21 protein-coding genes are annotated in these 18,377 nt (G+C 61.0%); 7 read left to right on the top strand and 14 right to left on the bottom strand.

The window, feature by feature from the left end; all coding sequences use genetic code 11:
• The first annotated feature begins 57 nt into the window (after positions 1-57).
• Entirely contained in the window at positions 58-882 is an 825-nt protein-coding gene (locus MKZ87_RS17425) for an alpha/beta fold hydrolase (protein ID WP_266201404.1), read from the top strand.
• Between the two features lie 32 nt (positions 883-914).
• A complete protein-coding gene (locus MKZ87_RS17420) occupies positions 915-1,952 on the top strand; it encodes a hypothetical protein (protein ID WP_085700121.1) in 1,038 nt (345 codons plus the stop codon).
• Positions 1,953-1,986: 34 nt separating this feature from the next.
• Here the strand turns inward: MKZ87_RS17420 and dsbG are convergent, their stop codons facing one another.
• From dsbG to MKZ87_RS17390, 6 genes are all read right to left on the bottom strand, one after another.
• Entirely contained in the window at positions 1,987-2,757 is a 771-nt protein-coding gene (gene dsbG / locus MKZ87_RS17415) for a thiol:disulfide interchange protein DsbG (protein ID WP_064378573.1), read from the bottom strand.
• Positions 2,733-3,605, bottom strand: a complete 873-nt coding sequence (locus MKZ87_RS17410) for a TlpA disulfide reductase family protein (RefSeq protein ID WP_085704468.1) — start codon at positions 3,603-3,605, stop codon at positions 2,733-2,735. The genes dsbG and MKZ87_RS17410 overlap by 25 nt, the downstream gene beginning before the upstream one ends.
• Positions 3,605-5,335, bottom strand: a complete 1,731-nt coding sequence (gene dsbD / locus MKZ87_RS17405; RefSeq protein ID WP_085704469.1) for a protein-disulfide reductase DsbD — start codon at positions 5,333-5,335, stop codon at positions 3,605-3,607. Before dsbD ends, MKZ87_RS17410 begins: the two co-directional genes overlap by 1 nt.
• A gap of 109 nt (positions 5,336-5,444) precedes the next feature.
• Complete coding sequence (locus tag MKZ87_RS17400; RefSeq protein ID WP_085704471.1) at positions 5,445-5,753, bottom strand: hypothetical protein; 309 nt, start codon at positions 5,751-5,753, stop codon at positions 5,445-5,447.
• Positions 5,754-5,782: 29 nt separating this feature from the next.
• On the bottom strand, positions 5,783-6,127 hold the full coding sequence (locus MKZ87_RS17395; protein WP_085704473.1) for a hypothetical protein: 345 nt from the start codon (positions 6,125-6,127) through the stop codon (positions 5,783-5,785).
• 152 nt (positions 6,128-6,279) lie between these two features.
• Positions 6,280-6,963, bottom strand: a complete 684-nt coding sequence (locus MKZ87_RS17390) for a hypothetical protein (RefSeq protein WP_085700125.1) — start codon at positions 6,961-6,963, stop codon at positions 6,280-6,282.
• 324 nt (positions 6,964-7,287) lie between these two features.
• On the opposite strand from MKZ87_RS17390, the gene MKZ87_RS17385 reads away from it, so the two are divergent.
• The 5 genes from MKZ87_RS17385 (at position 7,288) to MKZ87_RS17365 (ending at position 11,744) form a co-directional block, all read left to right on the top strand.
• Positions 7,288-7,968 (top strand): response regulator, encoded by a 681-nt coding sequence (locus tag MKZ87_RS17385; RefSeq protein WP_085704475.1) that lies wholly within the window; start codon positions 7,288-7,290, stop codon positions 7,966-7,968.
• The gene (locus MKZ87_RS17380) at positions 7,968-9,290 is read left to right on the top strand and encodes an ATP-binding protein (protein ID WP_085700127.1); all 1,323 of its coding nucleotides are present in this window, start codon (positions 7,968-7,970) and stop codon (positions 9,288-9,290) included. The genes MKZ87_RS17385 and MKZ87_RS17380 overlap by 1 nt, the downstream gene beginning before the upstream one ends.
• A 106-nt stretch (positions 9,291-9,396) precedes the next feature.
• Entirely contained in the window at positions 9,397-9,882 is a 486-nt protein-coding gene (locus MKZ87_RS17375; RefSeq protein ID WP_085700128.1) for a GNAT family N-acetyltransferase, read from the top strand.
• Positions 9,883-10,023: 141 nt separating this feature from the next.
• A complete protein-coding gene (locus MKZ87_RS17370; RefSeq protein WP_085704478.1) occupies positions 10,024-11,436 on the top strand; it encodes an aspartate aminotransferase family protein in 1,413 nt (470 codons plus the stop codon).
• Positions 11,437-11,519: 83 nt separating this feature from the next.
• Positions 11,520-11,744 (top strand): MbtH family protein, encoded by a 225-nt coding sequence (locus MKZ87_RS17365; protein WP_007917715.1) that lies wholly within the window; start codon positions 11,520-11,522, stop codon positions 11,742-11,744.
• Between the two features lie 159 nt (positions 11,745-11,903).
• Here the strand turns inward: MKZ87_RS17365 and MKZ87_RS17360 are convergent, their stop codons facing one another.
• The 8 genes from MKZ87_RS17360 to MKZ87_RS17325 are packed head-to-tail and all read right to left on the bottom strand — an operon-like array spanning position 11,904 to position 18,125.
• Positions 11,904-12,803 (bottom strand): metal ABC transporter substrate-binding protein, encoded by a 900-nt coding sequence (locus MKZ87_RS17360; RefSeq protein ID WP_085704479.1) that lies wholly within the window; start codon positions 12,801-12,803, stop codon positions 11,904-11,906.
• Positions 12,804-13,703 carry a metal ABC transporter permease gene (locus tag MKZ87_RS17355; RefSeq protein ID WP_085704481.1) on the bottom strand — a complete coding sequence of 300 codons (900 nt, stop codon included), beginning with the start codon at positions 13,701-13,703 and terminating at the stop codon, positions 12,804-12,806.
• Positions 13,703-14,533, bottom strand: a complete 831-nt coding sequence (locus MKZ87_RS17350; RefSeq protein ID WP_085704483.1) for a metal ABC transporter ATP-binding protein — start codon at positions 14,531-14,533, stop codon at positions 13,703-13,705. Before MKZ87_RS17350 ends, MKZ87_RS17355 begins: the two co-directional genes overlap by 1 nt.
• Positions 14,530-15,459, bottom strand: coding sequence for a metal ABC transporter substrate-binding protein (locus MKZ87_RS17345; RefSeq protein WP_085704485.1), 930 nt, complete (start codon positions 15,457-15,459; stop codon positions 14,530-14,532). The genes MKZ87_RS17350 and MKZ87_RS17345 overlap by 4 nt, the downstream gene beginning before the upstream one ends.
• A 35-nt stretch (positions 15,460-15,494) precedes the next feature.
• On the bottom strand, positions 15,495-16,061 hold the full coding sequence (locus MKZ87_RS17340; RefSeq protein WP_085704487.1) for a DUF6162 family protein: 567 nt from the start codon (positions 16,059-16,061) through the stop codon (positions 15,495-15,497).
• Complete coding sequence (locus MKZ87_RS17335; RefSeq protein ID WP_085700135.1) at positions 16,058-16,390, bottom strand: hypothetical protein; 333 nt, start codon at positions 16,388-16,390, stop codon at positions 16,058-16,060. Before MKZ87_RS17335 ends, MKZ87_RS17340 begins: the two co-directional genes overlap by 4 nt.
• Positions 16,387-16,929 carry a thiamine pyrophosphate-binding protein gene (locus MKZ87_RS17330; RefSeq protein WP_085700136.1) on the bottom strand — a complete coding sequence of 181 codons (543 nt, stop codon included), beginning with the start codon at positions 16,927-16,929 and terminating at the stop codon, positions 16,387-16,389. Before MKZ87_RS17330 ends, MKZ87_RS17335 begins: the two co-directional genes overlap by 4 nt.
• Positions 16,926-18,125 (bottom strand): PepSY-associated TM helix domain-containing protein, encoded by a 1,200-nt coding sequence (locus tag MKZ87_RS17325; protein WP_085704489.1) that lies wholly within the window; start codon positions 18,123-18,125, stop codon positions 16,926-16,928. The genes MKZ87_RS17330 and MKZ87_RS17325 overlap by 4 nt, the downstream gene beginning before the upstream one ends.
• Between the last annotated feature and the right edge of the window lie 252 nt (positions 18,126-18,377).

Here is an 18,377-nt window from a genome sequence, read left to right as displayed (position 1 = left end):
GTCGAGGCCGGCCCGCTCAGTCTTCGGGCTTCAGTTTCTTTGCCACGGGGGTTATCGATGCCTTTTTTCACGGTTGACGGACAGGCGCTTCACTACATTGATCAAGGCACAGGCCCGGCGGTATTACTGGCCGGGAGCTACCTGTGGGACCAGGCCATGTGGGCGCCGCAGATCGCTGCACTGTCGGCGCACTACCGGGTGATTGCGCTGGACCTGTGGGGCCATGGCGAATCCGGTCATTTGCCTGAAGGCACCGCTTCGCTGGACGACATCGCGCGCCAGGCGCTGGCCTTGCTCGATCATCTGGATATCGATCAGGTTACGCTGGTCGGGCTGTCGGTCGGCGGCATGTGGGGTGTGCGTCTGGCGTTGTCGGCGCCGCAGCGGCTCAACGGACTGGTGTTGATGGACACCTACGTCGGCGTCGAGCCGGAGCCGACTCGCCAGTACTATTTCTCGCTGTTCAAACAGATCGAGGAAAGCGGCGGGATCTCCGAGCAACTGCTGGATATCGTGGTGCCGATCTTCTTCCGGCCGGGCATCGATCGAGCGTCGGCGCTGTATCAGGACTTTCGCGCGAAACTCGCGGGTTACTCCGCTGAACGTCTGCGTCAAAGCATCGTGCCGATGGGGCGTATCACCTTTGGCCGTGATGATCTGTTGCCGCGTCTGGGCGAGCTGAATGCGGCCACCACGCTGGTGGTCTGCGGCGATCAGGACAAGCCACGCCCGCCGTCGGAAGCACGGGAAATGGCTGAGCTGATTGGCTGTCCGTGTGTGCTGGTGCCGGAGGCGGGGCATATCTCCAATCTGGAGAATCCCGAATTCGTGACGGAGGTGTTGTTCAGCTTTTTGAGTGAGCGCAATCGAAATACGCTGTAATTGCGCATGGAATTTCATTTTAAGGGTCTGGCGTGAAGCAATTCTTCTGGCGCGATCTTGAAGATCTGCAAGGACAATGGGGTGGGCTTAGCGTCGAGATCAGTGGCCCCCCGCAGGGCAAACCACAACTGCATCTGCGAACGGGTAACAATGCTCGTCTGAAACTGATGTTCAACGAGAGCCCTTTGCTTTGGGGAACGATAGCGACTTCGTATTACGGTGCCTGGCTGGTACGCAATCCGATGCCGATGCACTGGGAGTCGCCACCCGTTCCTGCCATTGACTCTGCACAGGTCGAACACCATCGCCATTTGCCTGCTGGGCAGCGGATGAAGGCCTGGAGTCGATACTTCATCAACCAACTGATGGAGTATCAGGCGGACTTTCTTTATCCCGGGCAATGGGTGGCACGGCCAATGATGCCTGTGGCCGTGCCAGGACAACGTGGCGAAGGTGTGAGCAACTGGTATTTCTCGACAGAGCAAGAGATGACCAGTCATTTACCGAGATGGTCAGCTCGTGGTGACGGCATTCTCGACAATCTTCAGCCACGATCGGTGGAGTGGCTCGACTGGGATTTGGGCAATCTGATTGGTCTGCACACGGTCGATCCGTATGCCGGGCGTATGAAGTGGTGGCGCAAGAAGGCGAGAGAGGACAGCCTGCCCCCCGTCTTGCTGTGGTACGTCGGCGCCTTGTGTTCTTACGTGATTATCGACGGTCACTATCGATTGCAGGCCGCGCTGGCTGAAGACGTCAAACCGACGTTTATCGTTTTGAGTTCAACTAAAACCCATCCATTCACGCTGAATCCCGATACTCAACAACGGGTTCTCAATTCCCTGATGCTGCAAAGCGAAAGGAATCCGGGATTTGATGTACGAACTTTGAACCAGGCGTTGATCCACAACTTCGATGATCGGCCCTGCCACTCAGCAAAAACCCATGCCTGGGCCGGCATACTATCGGACGTGGAGTGGTCGCAAGAGGTGACGCAGTTTTTGCTCGAGCGCGAAGCGACAGGCGAGCTGGATGACATCCTGGGCCGGTGTCAGCCGAGTAAGTGGTGACGGCTCCAGCAGCGTTTGCCGGAGCCGCCAATCATTATTTCGGGCCGAGAATCTTCGCCAGCTTGTCCGGCGTCGGCGCGCCTTGCTGTTGTTGCAGTTCGCCCTTGTCGTCCATGTAGAAGATCGCCGGGGTGGCCTGCAATTCCAGGTCTTCCATCAACTGCATGTTCGCCGCGAGTTTGGTCTGCACGGCAACCGGAATGTCCTTCAAGGCCTTGAGGGTGCTGGCCTTGCCGGCCTTCTCGTGATCTTCCAGAGCTTTGCTCGGGTCCTTGGCGGCGAGCAGGGCGGCGGCTTTGGCCGGGCTGTCTTCGCGGATGATGCCGACCATGATGTGTCGCAGCTGCACCTTGCCGGCCTTGACCCATGGACGTGCCTGTTCCCAGAACATGTTGCAGTACGGGCAGTTCGGGTCGCTGAACAGATACACGGTGCGCGGTGCATCCTTGTTGCCGTCCTGAATCCAGTTGCTGGCTTCGAACTTGGCCCAGACTTCCTTGGCCATTGGCGCATAGACCAGTTTTTGCAGTGGCGCGCTGCTGAGGTCATTGCCGTCGGCGTCGTACAGGTTGCCCAGCAGCACGTGCTTGCCGTCCGGCGTCAGGTACAGCGCCATGCCGCGGTTCTGGTATTGCGCGGCGTAACCACGCAAGCCGTCGGGGGCGTCGAACTGGCCGACGATTTTTGCGCCCTTGGCTTCGATTTTCTTGATCGCTTCAGGCAGTTCTTCAGCAGCCTGGACCGACGGCAAGTGCAGCAGGGCTGCGCTCATGGTCAGTGTCAGCAGGTGGCGGAGGCGGGGCATGGCAGTTTCCTTGAAGAAGAGGTGGCCGGATTCGGGCTGGAAGCCGGGGTGTCGAAGTTTTCCAGGGCGCGGGCCAGGCTGGCGTTCGACAACTCGCCCAGATGGCTGCCCAGCAGGCGACCGTCCGGGCTATAGAACAGCGTAGTCGGCAGTGCCATGGAGCCCACGGCCTGGCCGAGGCGTCCGCTGCGGTCAAACAGCACGTTGCTCAGGCTCAAGCCCTGGGTTTCGAGAAATGTGGCGACGCTTTGCATGCTTTCGGCCTGGTTGACGAACAGGAACGTCAGGTCCGGGCGTTGTTGCTGGGCGTTTTCCAGCACCGGCATTTCCCGGCGGCACGGCGGACACCAGGTGGCCCACAGGTTGATCACCAGCGGCCCGCCCTGATAGTCGGTGAGTTTCACGGTTTCCCCGGCGGCGGTGCGCAGGGTGATGTCCGGCAGGCGCGTGCCTTGCTCGTAGATGTTCAGCGACAGGGTCGCCAGCACCCAGAACGCCACACCGCTGACCACGCCGAAACCCAGCGGTCGACGCAAACCCGGCCGGCGCCAGCCGCGATACAGCGCCGCCAGCAACAGCACGATCACCCCCGGCCAGGCGAGAAAACCGCCGTCGCGCAGGTCGATGATCTGCCACAGATCGTTGCGATAGTGCCCCCAATACACCGCGACAAACGCAATGCGCGCCGCCAGCATGCCGAGCAGAAACAGGCTGAACAGCGCCGACTCGGGGTTGTCGCCGCCGCGCTTGGCCACCCGCCAGCCGACGAAGGTCGCCAGCGCCAGCGCGCTGATCAGCAGCAGGTGGTTGAGTGCGATGGCAAAGGTGCCGAGGGTGAAGGTCAGCATTAACGGGCGTCTCGGGTGGTGGTCCAGCGTTGCAGGAAAGTATCGGCATCGACCTCGCCGGTGATGCGCTGGCTGCGGCGCTCTTCACCGTCGGTGCCGATCCACACGAAACTCGGTGGCCCCGGCACTTTATAACGACCGAGCAGTTCGCGGCTGGCGGCATTGTCGGCGGTGACGTCTAGTCGGAGCAAGCGCACATCACTCAAGGTCTGCATCACTCGAGCCTGGCCGAACACCTGTTTCTCCATGACTTTGCACGACGTGCACCAGTCGGCGTAGTAATCGAGCAATACCCACTGGCCCTGCGCTTTGGCGGTGTCGAGCTCGCGTTGCAGGGCGGCGGGATCCTTGATCGTCGTGAAGGCTTCGTGGCCGCTGGGCGCCGCAGATCCGGCGCGTCCGGCGCTGTACACCTGCAACGGTTGATACGGATCGTCACTGCCGCCCGCCGCACCGACCACCAGCAGACTGCCCCACAGGCCCAGCAACAGCGAGCCGGCGCCAAACAACTGCGCCACGCGACCAAAGCCGCCGGATTGTTTCCAGGCACTGTAAGCGGCGATCAACAGCAGCGCACCGCACAGGCCCAGCCACAGCGAAGGTTGCAGCACCGGACGCAGCATCAGCAGCGCGGTAGCGAGGAACAGGAAACCGAACACGCCTTTGAGCAGATTCATCCACGCGCCTGGCTTTGGCAGGAAGCGATTGCCGACCGTTACCAGCAACAGCAGCGGCACGCCGATACCGATGCCCAGGGCAAAAAGAATCAGACCGCCGTGCAGCGCGTTGCCACTTTGCGCGATGTAGAGCAGGGCACCGGCCAGCGGCGCGGTCATGCACGGGCCGACCAGTAAGCCGGACAGCGCGCCCAGTACGCCCGCGCCGACCAGACTGCCGCCGCGCTGGCTGCGCGAGGCGTGCTCCAGTCGATCCCGCAGGGCCACCGGCAATTGCAGTTCGAAGAAACCGAACATCGGCAGCGCCAGAACCACGAACACTGCTGCGAACGTCCCGAGCAGCCACGGGTTCTGCAACCACGCCTGCAGGTTCGCCCCCAGCAGCGCGGCGATGACGCCCATCGCCGCATACACCAGCGCCATGCAAACCACATAACTGCCGGCCAGCGCGAAACCGCGACGCGGCGTTGCACCACTGCCCACCACCATGCCCGCCAGAATCGGCAGCATCGGCAACGAACACGGCGCAAACGCCAGCAACAGACCGAGGCCGAAAAACACCAGCAGACTCCAGCCCAGCGAGTGCTGCTGCAGACCGCTGGCCAGTGCCTGATCCGGTGCTTCATCTGTCGTTGCTGCGGCTTTGCCGCCGAGATCGATCACTCGCGTCTGCGGGGGATAGCAAAGGCCGGCGTCGGCACAGCCCTGATAACTGACCTTTATCCGGCCCGTGGCGGCCGCCGGGGTTTTCAGCTCGAGGCCCTGTCGGTAGACCGGTTGTTCACCGAAATACTCGTCGCTATGGGACTCGCCTTCTGGCAGGGCCGGGACGTTTTGCGTCGCCAGCCCGTCGAACTTGAGGCGCTTCTGATACAGGTAGTAGCCGTCGGCGATTTGCCAGAACAGCTGGGTCTCACCGGATTCCAGACGTTCCGAGGTCAGCACGAATGCCTTGTCGACCGGCAGGAACTCCGGTTTTGACGCAAAAGGATCATTACCCGCTTGGGCCAGACTCGAAATCAACAGTGCAAACAGTAGAAAAAAATGACGCATGGAGGAGCCTTGTCCCTGTGCAATTGAGGGGCACAATGGGCGGCGGCGATTAACCGATGATTAACCGCGACGCCCAATCCGCTCCCCTGCGCACAGAGCAATTTACCTGTCAATCAAACAAACCGGGCCATGTTTCTTCATCGATCGGATGGGGGCCGCTGGCTTTTCGGGTCTTGAGGTCAAATCTCAGATATTCTTCGTCGGTCAAGAAAATGTAAAAATAAGTATCGAAGACCGGGTAATTATTCAGTGCGGTTGTAACGATCCGGTCTTTGTACTTTTCGAGAAAGCTCCATTCGGAATTGGCCATTGACAGTACTTTGACTTTTCTGGGGATTCCAGGGTTGTATTTGAAATAGCGTCCGTCGTTCAGTAGAACCCAGTAGGTGTGCTTGACGTCCGCCTTTTCATCCAGCATGACACCGACAATTTTGTGGAAGAAGTTTCCTAGTGGCCACCAATATCGGTATCTGAAAGTTTCTTTTTGAATACCACACTGGAAGTAATCTGGGAGAACTTGCAGGCCATCGGAGTTTCGCCGTCGTAGTAAAAGAACCAGACCATGTCGCCTCCGCCGGCACTGTGCCAGTCCGGGCTTGGCACGGTGAATCCGAACCTCAGGTCGTCCACGTGCTGTTCGAAATCCCCCCAGTGCCCCTTGATCAAGATGGGGTGATGTTTTTCGAGACGATTATCGCCGAGACTGAAACTAGCGAACATGTCGGTGCCTTTAAAGAAGAAAAAGATACGATCGGGGCCGTTGCGCCAATCGATAGAGACGAAGTTATCCATGGTTTTTTTCTTTTGGTTGGTTGAAGAGTTGTTTGTGGTTGAAGCGGTTCGTATGGGTGTTGGTGAACGCCAGATATGAATTCTGTGCAGGGAGTTAATGTTGAAGGTTCTATTAATCGCGTCGCAGAAATATTCTGGCGTCCTGCATGATTTCAATCGTGCGGGAGGCCCGGCCAACTTTCATCGTCGATTTGGATCGGGCCGTGTATTTTTTTGGACTCGTGCTCATATCGCAAGTACTCATTGCCGTGCAGGAAAATATAAAAGTACCGATCGAACGTTGGATAGTCATTCAAGACTGCTGTCATCATTCGATCACTGTATTGTTCCAGGTCGGCCCAGTCGCTGCCTTCGAGGGGGATGACTTCCAGTGTCATGCTGGTGTAATCGTAGGACAGGTAATTCCCGTTATTTAAAAGTACTCGGAGTTCATCGACGGATGAAGTCGTTTGTCGCCGCATGACACCAATGATGTTTTTGAAATATGGAAGTAGTGGGGCCCATTTGGAATCGGCAACGGTGGTGTTGGAGATTACGCTGTCAGTCTGTTGAAGGAACTGGCACACACACGGAGTATCATCCTGGTAGTAAAAAAGCCAGAGGTGGTCGATGCTGTTATTCCAGCTGGGTTCAGTGGTCGTAAAGCCGAAGCGCAGATCAGCGGCGGATATGATGTGGTCGCCCCAGTTTCCTCTCACCGGTAGTGGATAGCCACTGTCGGCTTTGTTGTCGCCTAAGGAGAAACGAGAGTATGAGTTGTGCTCTTTGAAGAAAAAGAAAATTCGGTCTGGGCCAGCGCACCAGTCAACGGCGACAAAGTTGTTCATTTTTGGCATGTCTCAATTCCTTTAGATTAGATGGCGGCTTAGGGTATAAGCCTGTTTTGTTGGTTGTTTTGTGTTTGTGTTTTTCGATGTTGAGAGTATCGATGAATATTCAAATTTGGAATGGTTGCAGGTGGGAATGTATGTTTCAAGTTGATGCTTTTTTGGGGGGCGGGTAAAGATGAATATATAAGTGTTAACGTTATATGGAGTGTCAGGCACTTGGCAGATGGAAAAGGCGACACGAAATACGCCTTGCCTGAACTCAATCCCTCGTCATAATTTGACCTTAATCCTTGCCTGCTTGACTCATGTTTTTATTCAGAGAGCCTCCCCATGCACGTACTGGTTTGCGAAGACGACGAGTTGATCGCCAGCGGCATCGTCGCCGGCCTGACTGCCCAGGGCCTGACGGTCGAGCACGTCAATACGGCTTCAAAGGCGCGGGCGATCCTCAAGGTTGCCGAGTTCGACGTGATGGTGCTCGATCTCGGGTTGCCGGACGAAGATGGCCTCAAACTGCTGCAGCAACTGCGTCAGCAGGGGCTGGAAATTCCGGTGCTGATCCTCACTGCGCGGGATTCTGTCACCGACCGGGTCGACGGTTTGCAGTCCGGTGCCGACGACTATCTGCTCAAGCCATTCGATCTGCGCGAATTGTTCGCCCGTCTGCAAACCCTGCTGCGCCGGGTGGCCGGGCGCAGTGTCAACCTGATTGAGCACGGTGCGCTGACCTATGATCCGAGCAGCCGCGAAACCACGTTGGCAGGCCGCTCGATTGATCTGTCCCGGCGTGAACAGTCGTTGCTGCAGGCCTTGCTGCACAACCGTGGCCGGGTGCTGTCCACCGAGCAGTTGAAGGACAGCGTCTACGGCTTCAACGATGAACTGGAAAGCAACGCGCTCAACGTGCACATCCACCACCTGCGCAGCAAACTGGGTAAGGGCATCGTCGAAACCGTGCGGGGGCTGGGTTATCGCCTGGGCCCGGCCGATGGCGGAGAACCTGACAAGTGATGAGTCTGCGCCTGCGCCTGAGCCTGACCCTCGGCGCCGCGTTCGCGCTGATCTGGGCCCTGGCGGCTGCCTGGATGCTCAGCGACCTGCGCAACCAGATGATGTTTTCCCTCGACCAGCGCCTGGTGGCGTCGGCACGCATGGTCGCCGGTTTGCTGGAGCAATTGCCGGCCATTCCGAGCAAAGGCGAAGGCACCCACTTCAGCGCCGAACAATTGAACATTCCCGGCGGCATGGCCTGTCAGGTCAGTTCGCTGCGCGGGGAAATCCTCGCCCGCAGCCACAACAACCCGGAACAGGCGCTGGAAGCCCGGAAGATGGGCTTTCACGATCAGATGATCGACGGTGCGCCATGGCGCAGCTTTACTCTGGCCCGGGGCGATGTGCGGATCACCACCGCCGACCGGGTGATCGAGCGCGAAGCCCTGAACATGTCGATCCTGCTGGCGGCCTCGGTGCCGGTCGGCGTGGCGCTGCTCGGCTGCCTGTGCCTGCTGTGGCTGGGGATCGGCCAGGGCCTGGCACCGCTCAATCGCTTGCGTGAAGCCTTGATGCGCCGCAACGCCGATTCGCTCGAGCCGTTGCAGTTGCAGTCATTCCCCAGCGAACTGAAACCGCTGCTCGAAACCCAGAACCAGTTGTTCCAGCGCATCGGCAAGACCATCGAGCGCGAACGTCGCCTGACCGGCGATGCCGCCCATGAACTGCGCAGTCCGCTGACGGCGATCAAGACCCACCTGCAAGTGGCGCGCATGACCGAAGGCAGTGCACGGGATCAGTCTCTGGCCCGGGCCGAAGAGGGCGCCGACCGCCTGCACCGGACCCTTGAGCAATTGCTGTTGCTGGCGCGGGTCGAAGGCAGTCTGTCGTTCGACGACGGCGTCCAGTGCAGTGCCGAACAGGTGGCGAAACTGGCGATTCAGGACTCGGCCAGCGACCAGCGCCAGCGCATCAGGCTGCACCTGCCTGAACGCTTGTCCGCTGCGCCCCTGCAAATGCCGGCAGTGTTGTCGATCGCAGCCTTGCGCAACCTGTTGGATAACGCTCTGCGACATACCCCGACGGACGGCGCGGTGGAACTGAGCCTGGAAACCTCCGCCTCTCATGTGCGTTTCGTGGTGCGCGATCATGGGCCGGGGATTGCGCCGGACGATCTGCAACATCTGACCCAGCGCTTCTGGCGCAACGGCCAGAGCACCGGTTGCGGACTGGGACTGGCGATTGTCCAGGCCATCGTTCAACGCTGCGCCTGCACCCTGCATTTCGACAGCCGCCCGGATGGCTTGCGGGTCGAGCTGACCATGCCGCTGCAACCGCTCTGACGTTTGCCAGGCACATCAAATGTAACCTCTCTCCATTAGTCATCTGCTGGCCGCGACGTTATTGTCGCTCCAGTCTCTGACTCAATGGATTGAGGGAAACAGCGCCATGGAAGCACCCGTCTACATCTGTCCCGCCACCCCCGCCGACGCCGGCATCATCAGCCGGATTCTCGAGCGCTCGATTCGCGTAGGTTGCGCGCTCGACCATCGCAACGATCCACAACTGGTCGACCGCTGGATCCGCCGACAATCGGCGGAACACATCAGCGCCTGGCTCGCCGATCCGCGTCTTTACCTGAACATCGCGCTGCTGCAGGACAAACCTGTCGGTGTCGGCATGGCCGCAGCCAATGGCGAGATCACGTTCTGTCATGTGCAGCCGGAGTGGTTTCGTCGCGGTGCGGGTCGCGCACTGATGGGCGATCTGGAGGGGTGGCTGCGGATTCGTGGCCAGCCTCGCGTCACGCTCGCCAGCACGCGAACCGGCGCGGCGTTCTACCGGCGCCTGGGTTATCGCGAAACGGCGTCTCCCCTCATACAACACGGCGTTGTGACTCTGCCGATGCACAAGGCGCTGGCAATCTCGGCCTGACATTCGATCAAGGGTGTAAATCCTCAACACGCTGGTGCGTTTCCAGAACAGGAAAACCTGCATGTGCGCCCCGCGACCGGAGCGCGCACTGCCTGGTGTGCAGTTTTGGTCACTATCCATAGCGTATTGAGGGGTCGAGAGATGTCAGTCGCCACCAGCCTTATCGAAGAGTCGTCGGCCCGGATCGCCTCCGCGCCGGCGGAAACGCTGTATCAGTTCAATGAGTCGCCGTTGTTGGCCCGTCAGAGCCAGCAGGAATCCAATGCCCGTAGTTACCCGCGGCGCATTCCGCTGGCGTTGAAACGCGCCAAGGGTCTGTACGTCGAGGACGTCGAGGGCCGGACCTTCATCGATTGCCTGGCGGGTGCCGGCACTCTGGCGCTGGGGCATAACCATCCGGTGGTGATCGAGGCAATCCAGCAGGTGCTGGCCGATGAGCTGCCGCTGCATACCCTGGACCTGACCACACCGGTGAAAGATCAGTTTGTTCAGGACCTGTTCGGCCTCTTGCCTCCCGCATTGGCCAAGGAAGCGAAAATCCAGTTCTGCGGCCCGACCGGCACTGACGCCGTGGAAGCCGCGCTGAAACTGGTGCGTACCGCCACCGGGCGCAGCACTGTGCTGTCGTTCTCCGGCGGTTATCACGGCATGAGTCAGGGCGCCTTGAGCCTGATGGGCAGCCTCGGTCCGAAGAAACCGTTGGGCGCATTGCTCAGCAACGGCGTGCAATTCATGCCGTTCCCGTACGACTACCGTTGCCCGTTCGGCCTCGGTGGCGCGGCGGGCGTGAAGGCCAACCTGAGTTACCTGGAAAACCTGCTCAACGACCCGGAGGCTGGCGTGCAATTGCCGGCCGCCGTCATCGTTGAAGCGGTGCAGGGCGAGGGCGGTGTGATTCCGGCGGACATCGAGTGGTTGCGCGGTCTGCGCCGCATCACCGAAAAGGTCGGCGTGGCGTTGATCATCGACGAAATCCAGAGCGGTTTCGCCCGCACCGGCAAGATGTTTGCCTTTGAACACGCCGGCATCACGCCGGATGTAGTGGTGCTGTCCAAAGCCATCGGCGGCAGCCTGCCGCTGGCCGTGGTGGTCTATCGCGACTGGCTCGACACCTGGCAACCAGGCGCCCACGCCGGGACGTTCCGTGGCAACCAGATGGCGATGGCCGCCGGTTCCGCGGTGATGCGTTACCTGGTCGAACACAAGGTCTGCGAACACGCCGCCGCCATGGGCGAACGCTTGAGTGAACACCTGCACATCCTGCAACGCGATTTCCCGCAACTGGGCGATATTCGTGGTCGTGGCCTGATGCTCGGCGTCGAGCTGGTCGATCCGAATGGCACCCCGGATGCCTTGGGCCATCCACCGGCCTTCGCACGTCTGGCGTCCCTGGTTCAGCGTGAATGCCTCAAGCGCGGGCTGATTCTGGAGCTGGGCGGGCGACATGGCGCGGTGGTGCGCTTCCTGCCGCCGCTGGTGATTACTGCCGCCGAAATCGATCGCGTCGCCGAAATCTTCGGCCGTGCGCTGAGCGCCGCGACCGCCAGCCTGTAAATTTTTCGCCGCGTCGAACGTTCTTTCTACAAACCCGGCTGCACCCGTCGTGCAGCCCACCCTTCAAGCGATGGAGACACAGCATGACGTCAGTATTCGACCGCGAGGACATCCTCTTTCAAGTCGTGGTCAACCACGAAGAGCAGTACTCGATCTGGCCGGACTACAAGGCCGTGCCGGAGGGCTGGCGCACCGTCGGCAAGAGCGGCCTGAAAAAGGAATGCCTGGCCTACATCGAAGAAGTCTGGACCGACATGCGCCCGCTGAGCCTGCGCCAGAAGATGGAAGCGCAAGCGGCTGCCCAGTAAGTCTCCAGCCAAAAAGAAACCCGCTGAACCGAGAACGGTCAGCGGGTTTTTTCATGTCTGGAAGATCGGCCTTGATGATCGTTCCCACGCTCTGCGTGGGAATGTCTCATTGGACGCTCTGCGTCCGCTTCGGGAACGATCAACGGGGGGCGACTGGCGTTACGCGCCGCTCAAGCCCTTGAGCAACACATCCACATTCCCTTCCAGCTCCCCCACCGGGTCCGCCGCATCGGTGCTCAGCACCAGCAGCTGACTGCCCGATTCGGCGATTGCCGCTTTCACCGCGTCCGACGGCTGCCGATGGTGCAGCACCACCGCTACGTCATTGTCTTTCAGTGTGGCGGTCAGTTTTTTCAGATCTTCTGGCGTCCATTCGGTATCCGGACGCGCATCCTGTCCGATCAGTTCCAGATTCAGGCTGCCGATCAGATAACCGAAGTGGTCGCTCAGGCTCATCACACTCAGGTTATCGGCACTGGCCAGACGCGCCTCGCTGTCGGCACTGAGTTTCAGCAGACGTTGTTTCAGCGCCGCCAGATTGGCCTCGATCTTCGGTTTGTCCTTCGGCGCCAGGCGCACCAGATCCGCTGCCATCACGTCAGCCATGCGCCCCATGTTGTTGCTCGCCAGCCACGGCTGGCTGTTCAGGCCGTCAACCTTGAGCCCCGGTTGTACGGCAATGCCGGGCAAGGCGCCGTCCACCGGGCGCGCCGCGTCGACTTCTACGATGCGGATATTGCTGCGGCGGGCGATCGGGTACAGCGGATCATCGGCCCACAGCGAGCGCACGCCGATCACTGCATCGGCGCCGGCGGCCAGTTTGCTCAGCGCGGGGGCGCCGCGCCCGGTGAAGTAAGCGGTCTGACGGCTGCCCGGCAGATTGGCCGGCGCAGCGCGTTCGAGGCTGATGTCGGTGCCCTTGAGCAGGACTTCGCCCAGACCATAAGTGATGGGCAACGAGGCCAGCACCCGCAACGGTTTCTCGGCCGCCAGCAGAGGGCTCGAAACTGCGCCGCTGAGGGCGATGGCCAGGGTCAGTTGTCGCAATGAAAAAGCCATTTATCCAAGGTTCCCTTTCAGACTGGGGACGACGCCCCGGGCAATCGCAGCGATGGCGAAGGCGATACCGGCGACCAGAATGATCGCGGCGCCGGACGGAATCGGCAGGTCGAACACGATCGGTGCGAGAATCCCGCACAGCGTGCTGACCGTGGCAATCAGCACCGAACACCAGAAGAAACCCTTGAGCGACTGGCTGAGCAAGCGGGCGGCCGCTGCCGGAATCACCAGCAGGGCGCCGACCAGAATCGCGCCGATGACTTTCACTGCCGCGACGGTGATCAGCGTCACCAGAATCACGAACAGGTAATCCAGGGTTTTCACCGCGACACCGCGCACCGCCGCCAGTTGCGGGTTGAAGCTGGCAAGCATGATCCGGTTGTACAACGGCAGGGCCAGCGCCATCACCAGTGAACCGACAATCGCCAGCACCAGCAGGTCGTTGCCGTTGACTGTCAGCACCGAGCCGAACAATACGTTTTCCAGAATGTGCACGTTGATCTTGCCCGCCAGGATCAGCAGCAGGCTGGCACCCAGCGCCAGAGACACCGACAGGAACACGCCGATCAATGTGTCCGGAGCCAGGCCGGTACGGTTGCGCAGGTAATTGAGCAGGATGCCGAACAGCAGGCAATAGCCGAACAGGCTGCCGTAAGGCCCGGTGTAGGGTTCGCCGAGCAGAATGCCGATGGCCACGCCGGTCAGCGCCGCGTGGCCGACCGCCTCGGAAAAAAACGCGAAGCGCTTGACCACCACCAGCGTGCCGAGACCGCCGAGCACCGGGCCGATCAACAGGCCGGCGAGCAGCGCGTTGACCACAAAACCGTAGGCCAGGGCTTCCGGCAGGTAACCGGACGACGCCCAGCCCTGCACCATCAAACGAAAGGCTTCATAACTCATCAGGCAGCGCTCCGTGGATGGGTCGAGAACAGGGTCAGCAGGCGCTCAGGGGTCAGGGCCTGTTGTGGCGTGGCGTCGAACAGCACGCGGCGGTTGAGGCCGGTGACGCGATTGGCCAGGCGCCCGACCGCTTCCAGATCGTGCTCGATCCACAGCACGGTGACGCCCGTCGCGCGCCAGTCGCCGAGCAAACGCTCGAACACCTGGATCCCGGCTTCGTCGAGGGCCGACATCGGTTCATCCAGCACCAGCAATTGCGGCGCCGGAATCAGACCCTGGGCGAGCAGCACCCGCTGGCGTTCGCCACCGGACAGCGCGCCCATCCGGCGCTTGCGCTTGTCCTGCATGCCGACCCGCTCCAGTGCATTACCGATGGCGCCGGCGTAGCGTTTGCTCAATCCGAGAAACGCCGGGCGACGCTGGCACATGGCGGCCATGAAATCATCGACGGTCATCGGCAGGCCGCGATCAAACTCCAGCGCCTGCGGCACGTAGCCGATGGTGCCGGGCTCGCCGGGCCATTGCAGGCTGAGCCGGCCCTGATGGGGCATTTGCCCGAGCAGAGTCTTGATCAGCGAACTCTTGCCGCCGCCGTTGGGGCCGACCAGCGCATGCACGCTGCCGGGCTGAACTTGAAAGGTGACCTTGTCGAGGATGGTCGTGCGGCCGAGGGTCAGGCTGACGTCGGCGAATTCCAGAGTCGGGCCTGATACTCGTGGGAGCGAGCTTGCTCGCGAATGCGGTTTCTCATCCAACGGCGACGTTGACTGAATGGACGCTTTCGCGAGCAAGCTCGCTCCCACAGGGAGTTCGATTTCTTTTGAAGTCATGCGCCGGACTCCCGAATCGCCCGAACCACGGTGTCGAGGTTGCCGGTCATTTCCTTTTCGTACTTGTTGGCGGTGTATTCGCCGTAGGAAATGTGCGACAGCGGGTACAGCTTCACACCGGACTCGCGCTGGATGGTTTCGACGTAGGTAGACGGGAAGTCCATCTCGGAGAAGATCACTTTCACGTCCAGCTCGCGCAGTTGGTCAATGGTTTTCTTCAACTGGCTCGGGCTCGGCTCAATGCCATGGGCCGGCTCGACCACGGCGGTGACTTCCAGACCGAACTCGCGCAGCAGGTAGTCATAAGCGGCGTGCACCGTGGCCACTCGCAATTCGGCGTTCGGTGCCTGGGTCAGCTTGGCCAGAGCGTCGGCGCGCATCTGCCGCAAGCGCTTGCCGTAGGCGCGGGCGTTCTGGGTGTAGGTCCTGGCGTTGTCCGGGTCGAGCTTGCCCAGTTCACGGGCGATGTTGTTGACCTGGGCAATCGAGGCACTGATCGACAGAAACGTGTGCGGGTTCACCACTTTGCCGGCACCGCGCGCGGCAACCCCGGTGGCGGCCAGCAATGGCACGTTTTCGTTGGCCTCGATGGTCTTGATGTTCGGCGTTTCGCTGGCGGCGATCATGCGGTCGGCGAAGTCGTCATGCCCGACTCCGTTGAGCACGATCACATCCAGCCCGCTGATGCGCTTGATGTCTTCAGCACGCGGCTCGTAGGCGTGCGGGTTGAAGCCGGCGGGAATCAGCGGCACGACCTCGGCCTTGTCGCCGACGATGTTCGCCACATAGCTGTAATACGGATGCAGGGTGATGCCGATGCGCAGGCGCTTGGCCTGATCGGCGCTGGCCAGCGGGCTCAGCAGGCAGGCGCACAGACCGATCAGCAGGAGGCGCAGGAAGGGGCGGCGTTGAGATGAACTAGGCATGGGCAAGCGGTCTTCTCTCGAATGAAGGCGAGGGTTCAATGACGATGTTCGCGGGTCACGCCGGCATCGAATTGCGCGACGATCTGTTTCCAGCCGGCAGCGGACAGCGCTGCGTCGGACAGATCTGTCGGCGCTTGCAGGTCGGTGGCGCGGTTGAGCCAGATATCCGGTGCGGCGTCGTTCAGGCGCATCAGAAACGACCCGGCCACGGCCGGAGCCTGGCTGTGGCCGAAGTAGGCGCGGTCGGCCAGCAACTGCCAGGCATGACCGCCACGACTGACCGAGCTGGCATCCTGGGCGAATGGCGCGAACCCTTCATCTGCAAGGTCCTGCGGGGTCGGCAGCGCTTGCTGTTCTTCACGCAGCAGGCGTATCTCGTCGAGGGTCACCCGCAAGTCGGCATAGATGCCTTGCTCGCTGGCGCCGAGGTCGCGGCGGGCATCCAGCTGATGGCTGGAAACCGGCTCGGGCTCGTGGGAAACGCCGCGCCATGCCACTACAGATCCGGCGACCGCCAGGATCAGCAGGCACGTCAGCAGCACGTTGAGGGTTTCGTGCCCGGCACCGGCCGGGCGTACAACCTGGGTGGTCGGTGTGGTCATGGGGCTTCGATATCCGCTTGGTCGATTTCGACCACATGGCCGGGGCCGGCGTCGAACAGCACGTAGAACTCGGCGCCGGGTTTCTTGAAGGTCAGGGTCGAATCGGCGCCGAGCTTGCCAGGCACCAGGATGGTTTCGTCGTAGCCGATCACATCCAGGGTCACCCCCGGCGCGCCGCTGCCGTCGGAGAAACCGCCGGTGCATTTGATCTGCTCGGCGTCGATGGCCTTGCACTCGCACATCGGGTTGTGGGCCAGGGCACTGGCGCTGAAACCGGCGCACAGCGCCAGCAGTGCAGTGCGGATGCTCAGTCGGAAAGGACGGCTCATGGTTTGGCTCCTTGTTTGTTCAGCCAGGCGAGGGTGGCAGGCGAGGCCTGGCTTAGCGGGATCGAGGCTTGATGCATGCTGCCGTCCCAGCCTTCCATGGTGATCCACAGTTCGGCGTCGGCAGCGGTCTTTTCCGGCACCGGCAGCTGGGTGCCCATGCGGTAAGGTGTGCCGAAGAAAATCACCCCGGCCGCGCGCAGGCTGCGAGGTTTGCCGATGCGCAGGTACGTCGCCTTGACGTGGTCGACACAGGCATCGCAGAGGGCCGCGTTGAAATCTTTCATGTAGCCGGCCGGCCCGCTCAGGGTCGGTGCCTCATTGCGCAGTTCGGCCAGTCGCAGGCTCCAGGGACCGACCTGGATTTCGCCGATCTCCCTTTCACCCAATCCGCTGTCTCCGCGAAACAGCGAGGCGTCGGCGAAATATTTGGGCATGAAGCCCAAAGGGATCAACAGCAACAGCACGTTGATGTGGAAGCGCCATTTGTGCCAGATCACGCTCAGCCGTGAAGGCTGAGCCACGGGAGTGGACTTGCTCACAGGTTGGCCTCCGACGTTTCACGGCGCAGGGCGGGTTGTGTATGTACGCGCTGTTTCTTGTGCTCGCGCTTGAGGGCGTTGGCGGTGGCCAGCGCGGTGCGCTTGGTCCAGATCAACAAACCGCTGAGGACCATCATGCTCAGCAGCAGGCCGAAGAAGAACCAGATCAGCTTGACCCACAGACCGCCGAAGTCACCGGTGTGCAGCGGGCGCATGGATTCGGTGACGAACTCCAGCGACGTGCGATCGGACAACAGCCGCGAAGCCGCCACGTCACCGCTGTACGGGTTGAGCGTGGCGGTCTGGTACATCAGCGGATACCAGCCGCGCCCGCCGATATCCAGATGCGCGTAGGCATTGCCCGGCAGGCTGATGAAGCTGGCTTCGAAGCCGGGGATTTTTGTCTGGGCGATTTCGATGGCGCGGTCCAGGCTGATGCGCGGCGGGGGCAAACCATCGCTGGACTGCGGCACGGCTTCGCGAGACATGGCCGGAATGATCGGCTCGCTGGAGATGGAAATCTGGTTGTCAAACAGCAGCGCCTGGATCAGGAACCAGGTGCCGGTGATCGAAATCACCGCGATGAACCAGATCGACCAGATGCCGCTGAGGCGATGGAAGTCGCCCCAGAAAATCCGCGCACCGTGGCGAATGCGTAAGGTCGGGCGGAAGAAACCTTTCCAGAAACGCTTGTACACCACCAGTCCGGTCACCAGCGACGCCAGCATCGGCAGGCCGAGGAACGACACCAGATACCAGCCCCAGCTGAAACCGTTGGTGAACGGCACCAGCCACCAGCCATGCAGTGCGCGGGTGAACGCCTTGAAGTTGAAGCTCGGCGCCGTGCCCTGAATTACGCCGGTGTACGGATTGACGTAGACCGTCAAGGAACGCCCGTCGGGGTAGCTGACGTCGACGTCGAGGGCAAAGTGCGATTCGTCCGGGCGGTTGATGCTTTGCACCACCGTCTGCGGTTCGGCTTTTTTGATTTCGGCGAGGATCTGGTCGTAACTCAGGCGCGGTGCATCATCCGACGGTGCACTGGCGCGCATTTGCGGGTTGGCCAGCCAGACGATCTCCTGGCTGACCACCGCCAGCGTGCCGGTGACGCAGACGATCAGAACGAAAAACCAGATCGGCAATGCCAGCCAGCTGTGTACCAGGAACCACAGTTTCGAGCGGGATTTCTTCGACATGATGACGGGTCTTGATTCAGTAAGAGGACTTGACGCTACGGGCTTCGCAGCGCGGCAGTCCCTGAAGGGCCGGTCGTGGCTTTTGCCTACGCGACCGGCCCGCATTTCTATAAGACGGATGACCGAAGCAAATCCCGATAAGCGATATGAAAGTAAATGTTTCGCGATTGCAGGTGGCGGCTGCGCGGGGCGGATTTGCGAGGAGAGGGCGAAGCAGTCCGGCAGCGCATGCCGCCGGGTTGGAGGAGGGAA

Origin of the sequence: Pseudomonas sp. MCal1, from assembly GCF_026341415.1 — a bacterium.
In the GTDB taxonomy this organism is placed as follows: Bacteria; Pseudomonadota; Gammaproteobacteria; order Pseudomonadales; family Pseudomonadaceae; genus Aquipseudomonas.
This window is presented reverse-complemented; position numbering and strand designations above follow the sequence as displayed.

Bases quoted from the DNA above. Each gene is read 5' to 3' on its own strand.
- MKZ87_RS17425 (WP_266201404.1), top strand. From the start codon at position 58: ATGCCTTTTTTCACGGTTGACGGACAGGCGCTTCACTACATTGATCAA.
- dsbG (WP_064378573.1), bottom strand. From the start codon at position 2,757: ATGCCCCGCCTCCGCCACCTGCTGACACTGACCATGAGCGCAGCCCTG.
- MKZ87_RS17410 (WP_085704468.1), bottom strand. From the start codon at position 3,605: ATGCTGACCTTCACCCTCGGCACCTTTGCCATCGCACTCAACCACCTG.
- dsbD (WP_085704469.1), bottom strand. From the start codon at position 5,335: ATGCGTCATTTTTTTCTACTGTTTGCACTGTTGATTTCGAGTCTGGCC.
- MKZ87_RS17400 (WP_085704471.1), bottom strand. From the start codon at position 5,753: ATGCTGGATGAAAAGGCGGACGTCAAGCACACCTACTGGGTTCTACTG.
- MKZ87_RS17395 (WP_085704473.1), bottom strand. From the start codon at position 6,127: ATGGATAACTTCGTCTCTATCGATTGGCGCAACGGCCCCGATCGTATC.
- MKZ87_RS17390 (WP_085700125.1), bottom strand. From the start codon at position 6,963: ATGCCAAAAATGAACAACTTTGTCGCCGTTGACTGGTGCGCTGGCCCA.
- MKZ87_RS17385 (WP_085704475.1), top strand. From the start codon at position 7,288: ATGCACGTACTGGTTTGCGAAGACGACGAGTTGATCGCCAGCGGCATC.
- MKZ87_RS17380 (WP_085700127.1), top strand. From the start codon at position 7,968: ATGAGTCTGCGCCTGCGCCTGAGCCTGACCCTCGGCGCCGCGTTCGCG.
- MKZ87_RS17375 (WP_085700128.1), top strand. From the start codon at position 9,397: ATGGAAGCACCCGTCTACATCTGTCCCGCCACCCCCGCCGACGCCGGC.
- MKZ87_RS17370 (WP_085704478.1), top strand. From the start codon at position 10,024: ATGTCAGTCGCCACCAGCCTTATCGAAGAGTCGTCGGCCCGGATCGCC.
- MKZ87_RS17365 (WP_007917715.1), top strand. From the start codon at position 11,520: ATGACGTCAGTATTCGACCGCGAGGACATCCTCTTTCAAGTCGTGGTC.
- MKZ87_RS17360 (WP_085704479.1), bottom strand. From the start codon at position 12,803: ATGGCTTTTTCATTGCGACAACTGACCCTGGCCATCGCCCTCAGCGGC.
- MKZ87_RS17355 (WP_085704481.1), bottom strand. From the start codon at position 13,703: ATGAGTTATGAAGCCTTTCGTTTGATGGTGCAGGGCTGGGCGTCGTCC.
- MKZ87_RS17350 (WP_085704483.1), bottom strand. From the start codon at position 14,533: ATGACTTCAAAAGAAATCGAACTCCCTGTGGGAGCGAGCTTGCTCGCG.
- MKZ87_RS17345 (WP_085704485.1), bottom strand. From the start codon at position 15,459: ATGCCTAGTTCATCTCAACGCCGCCCCTTCCTGCGCCTCCTGCTGATC.
- MKZ87_RS17340 (WP_085704487.1), bottom strand. From the start codon at position 16,061: ATGACCACACCGACCACCCAGGTTGTACGCCCGGCCGGTGCCGGGCAC.
- MKZ87_RS17335 (WP_085700135.1), bottom strand. From the start codon at position 16,390: ATGAGCCGTCCTTTCCGACTGAGCATCCGCACTGCACTGCTGGCGCTG.
- MKZ87_RS17325 (WP_085704489.1), bottom strand. From the start codon at position 18,125: ATGTCGAAGAAATCCCGCTCGAAACTGTGGTTCCTGGTACACAGCTGG.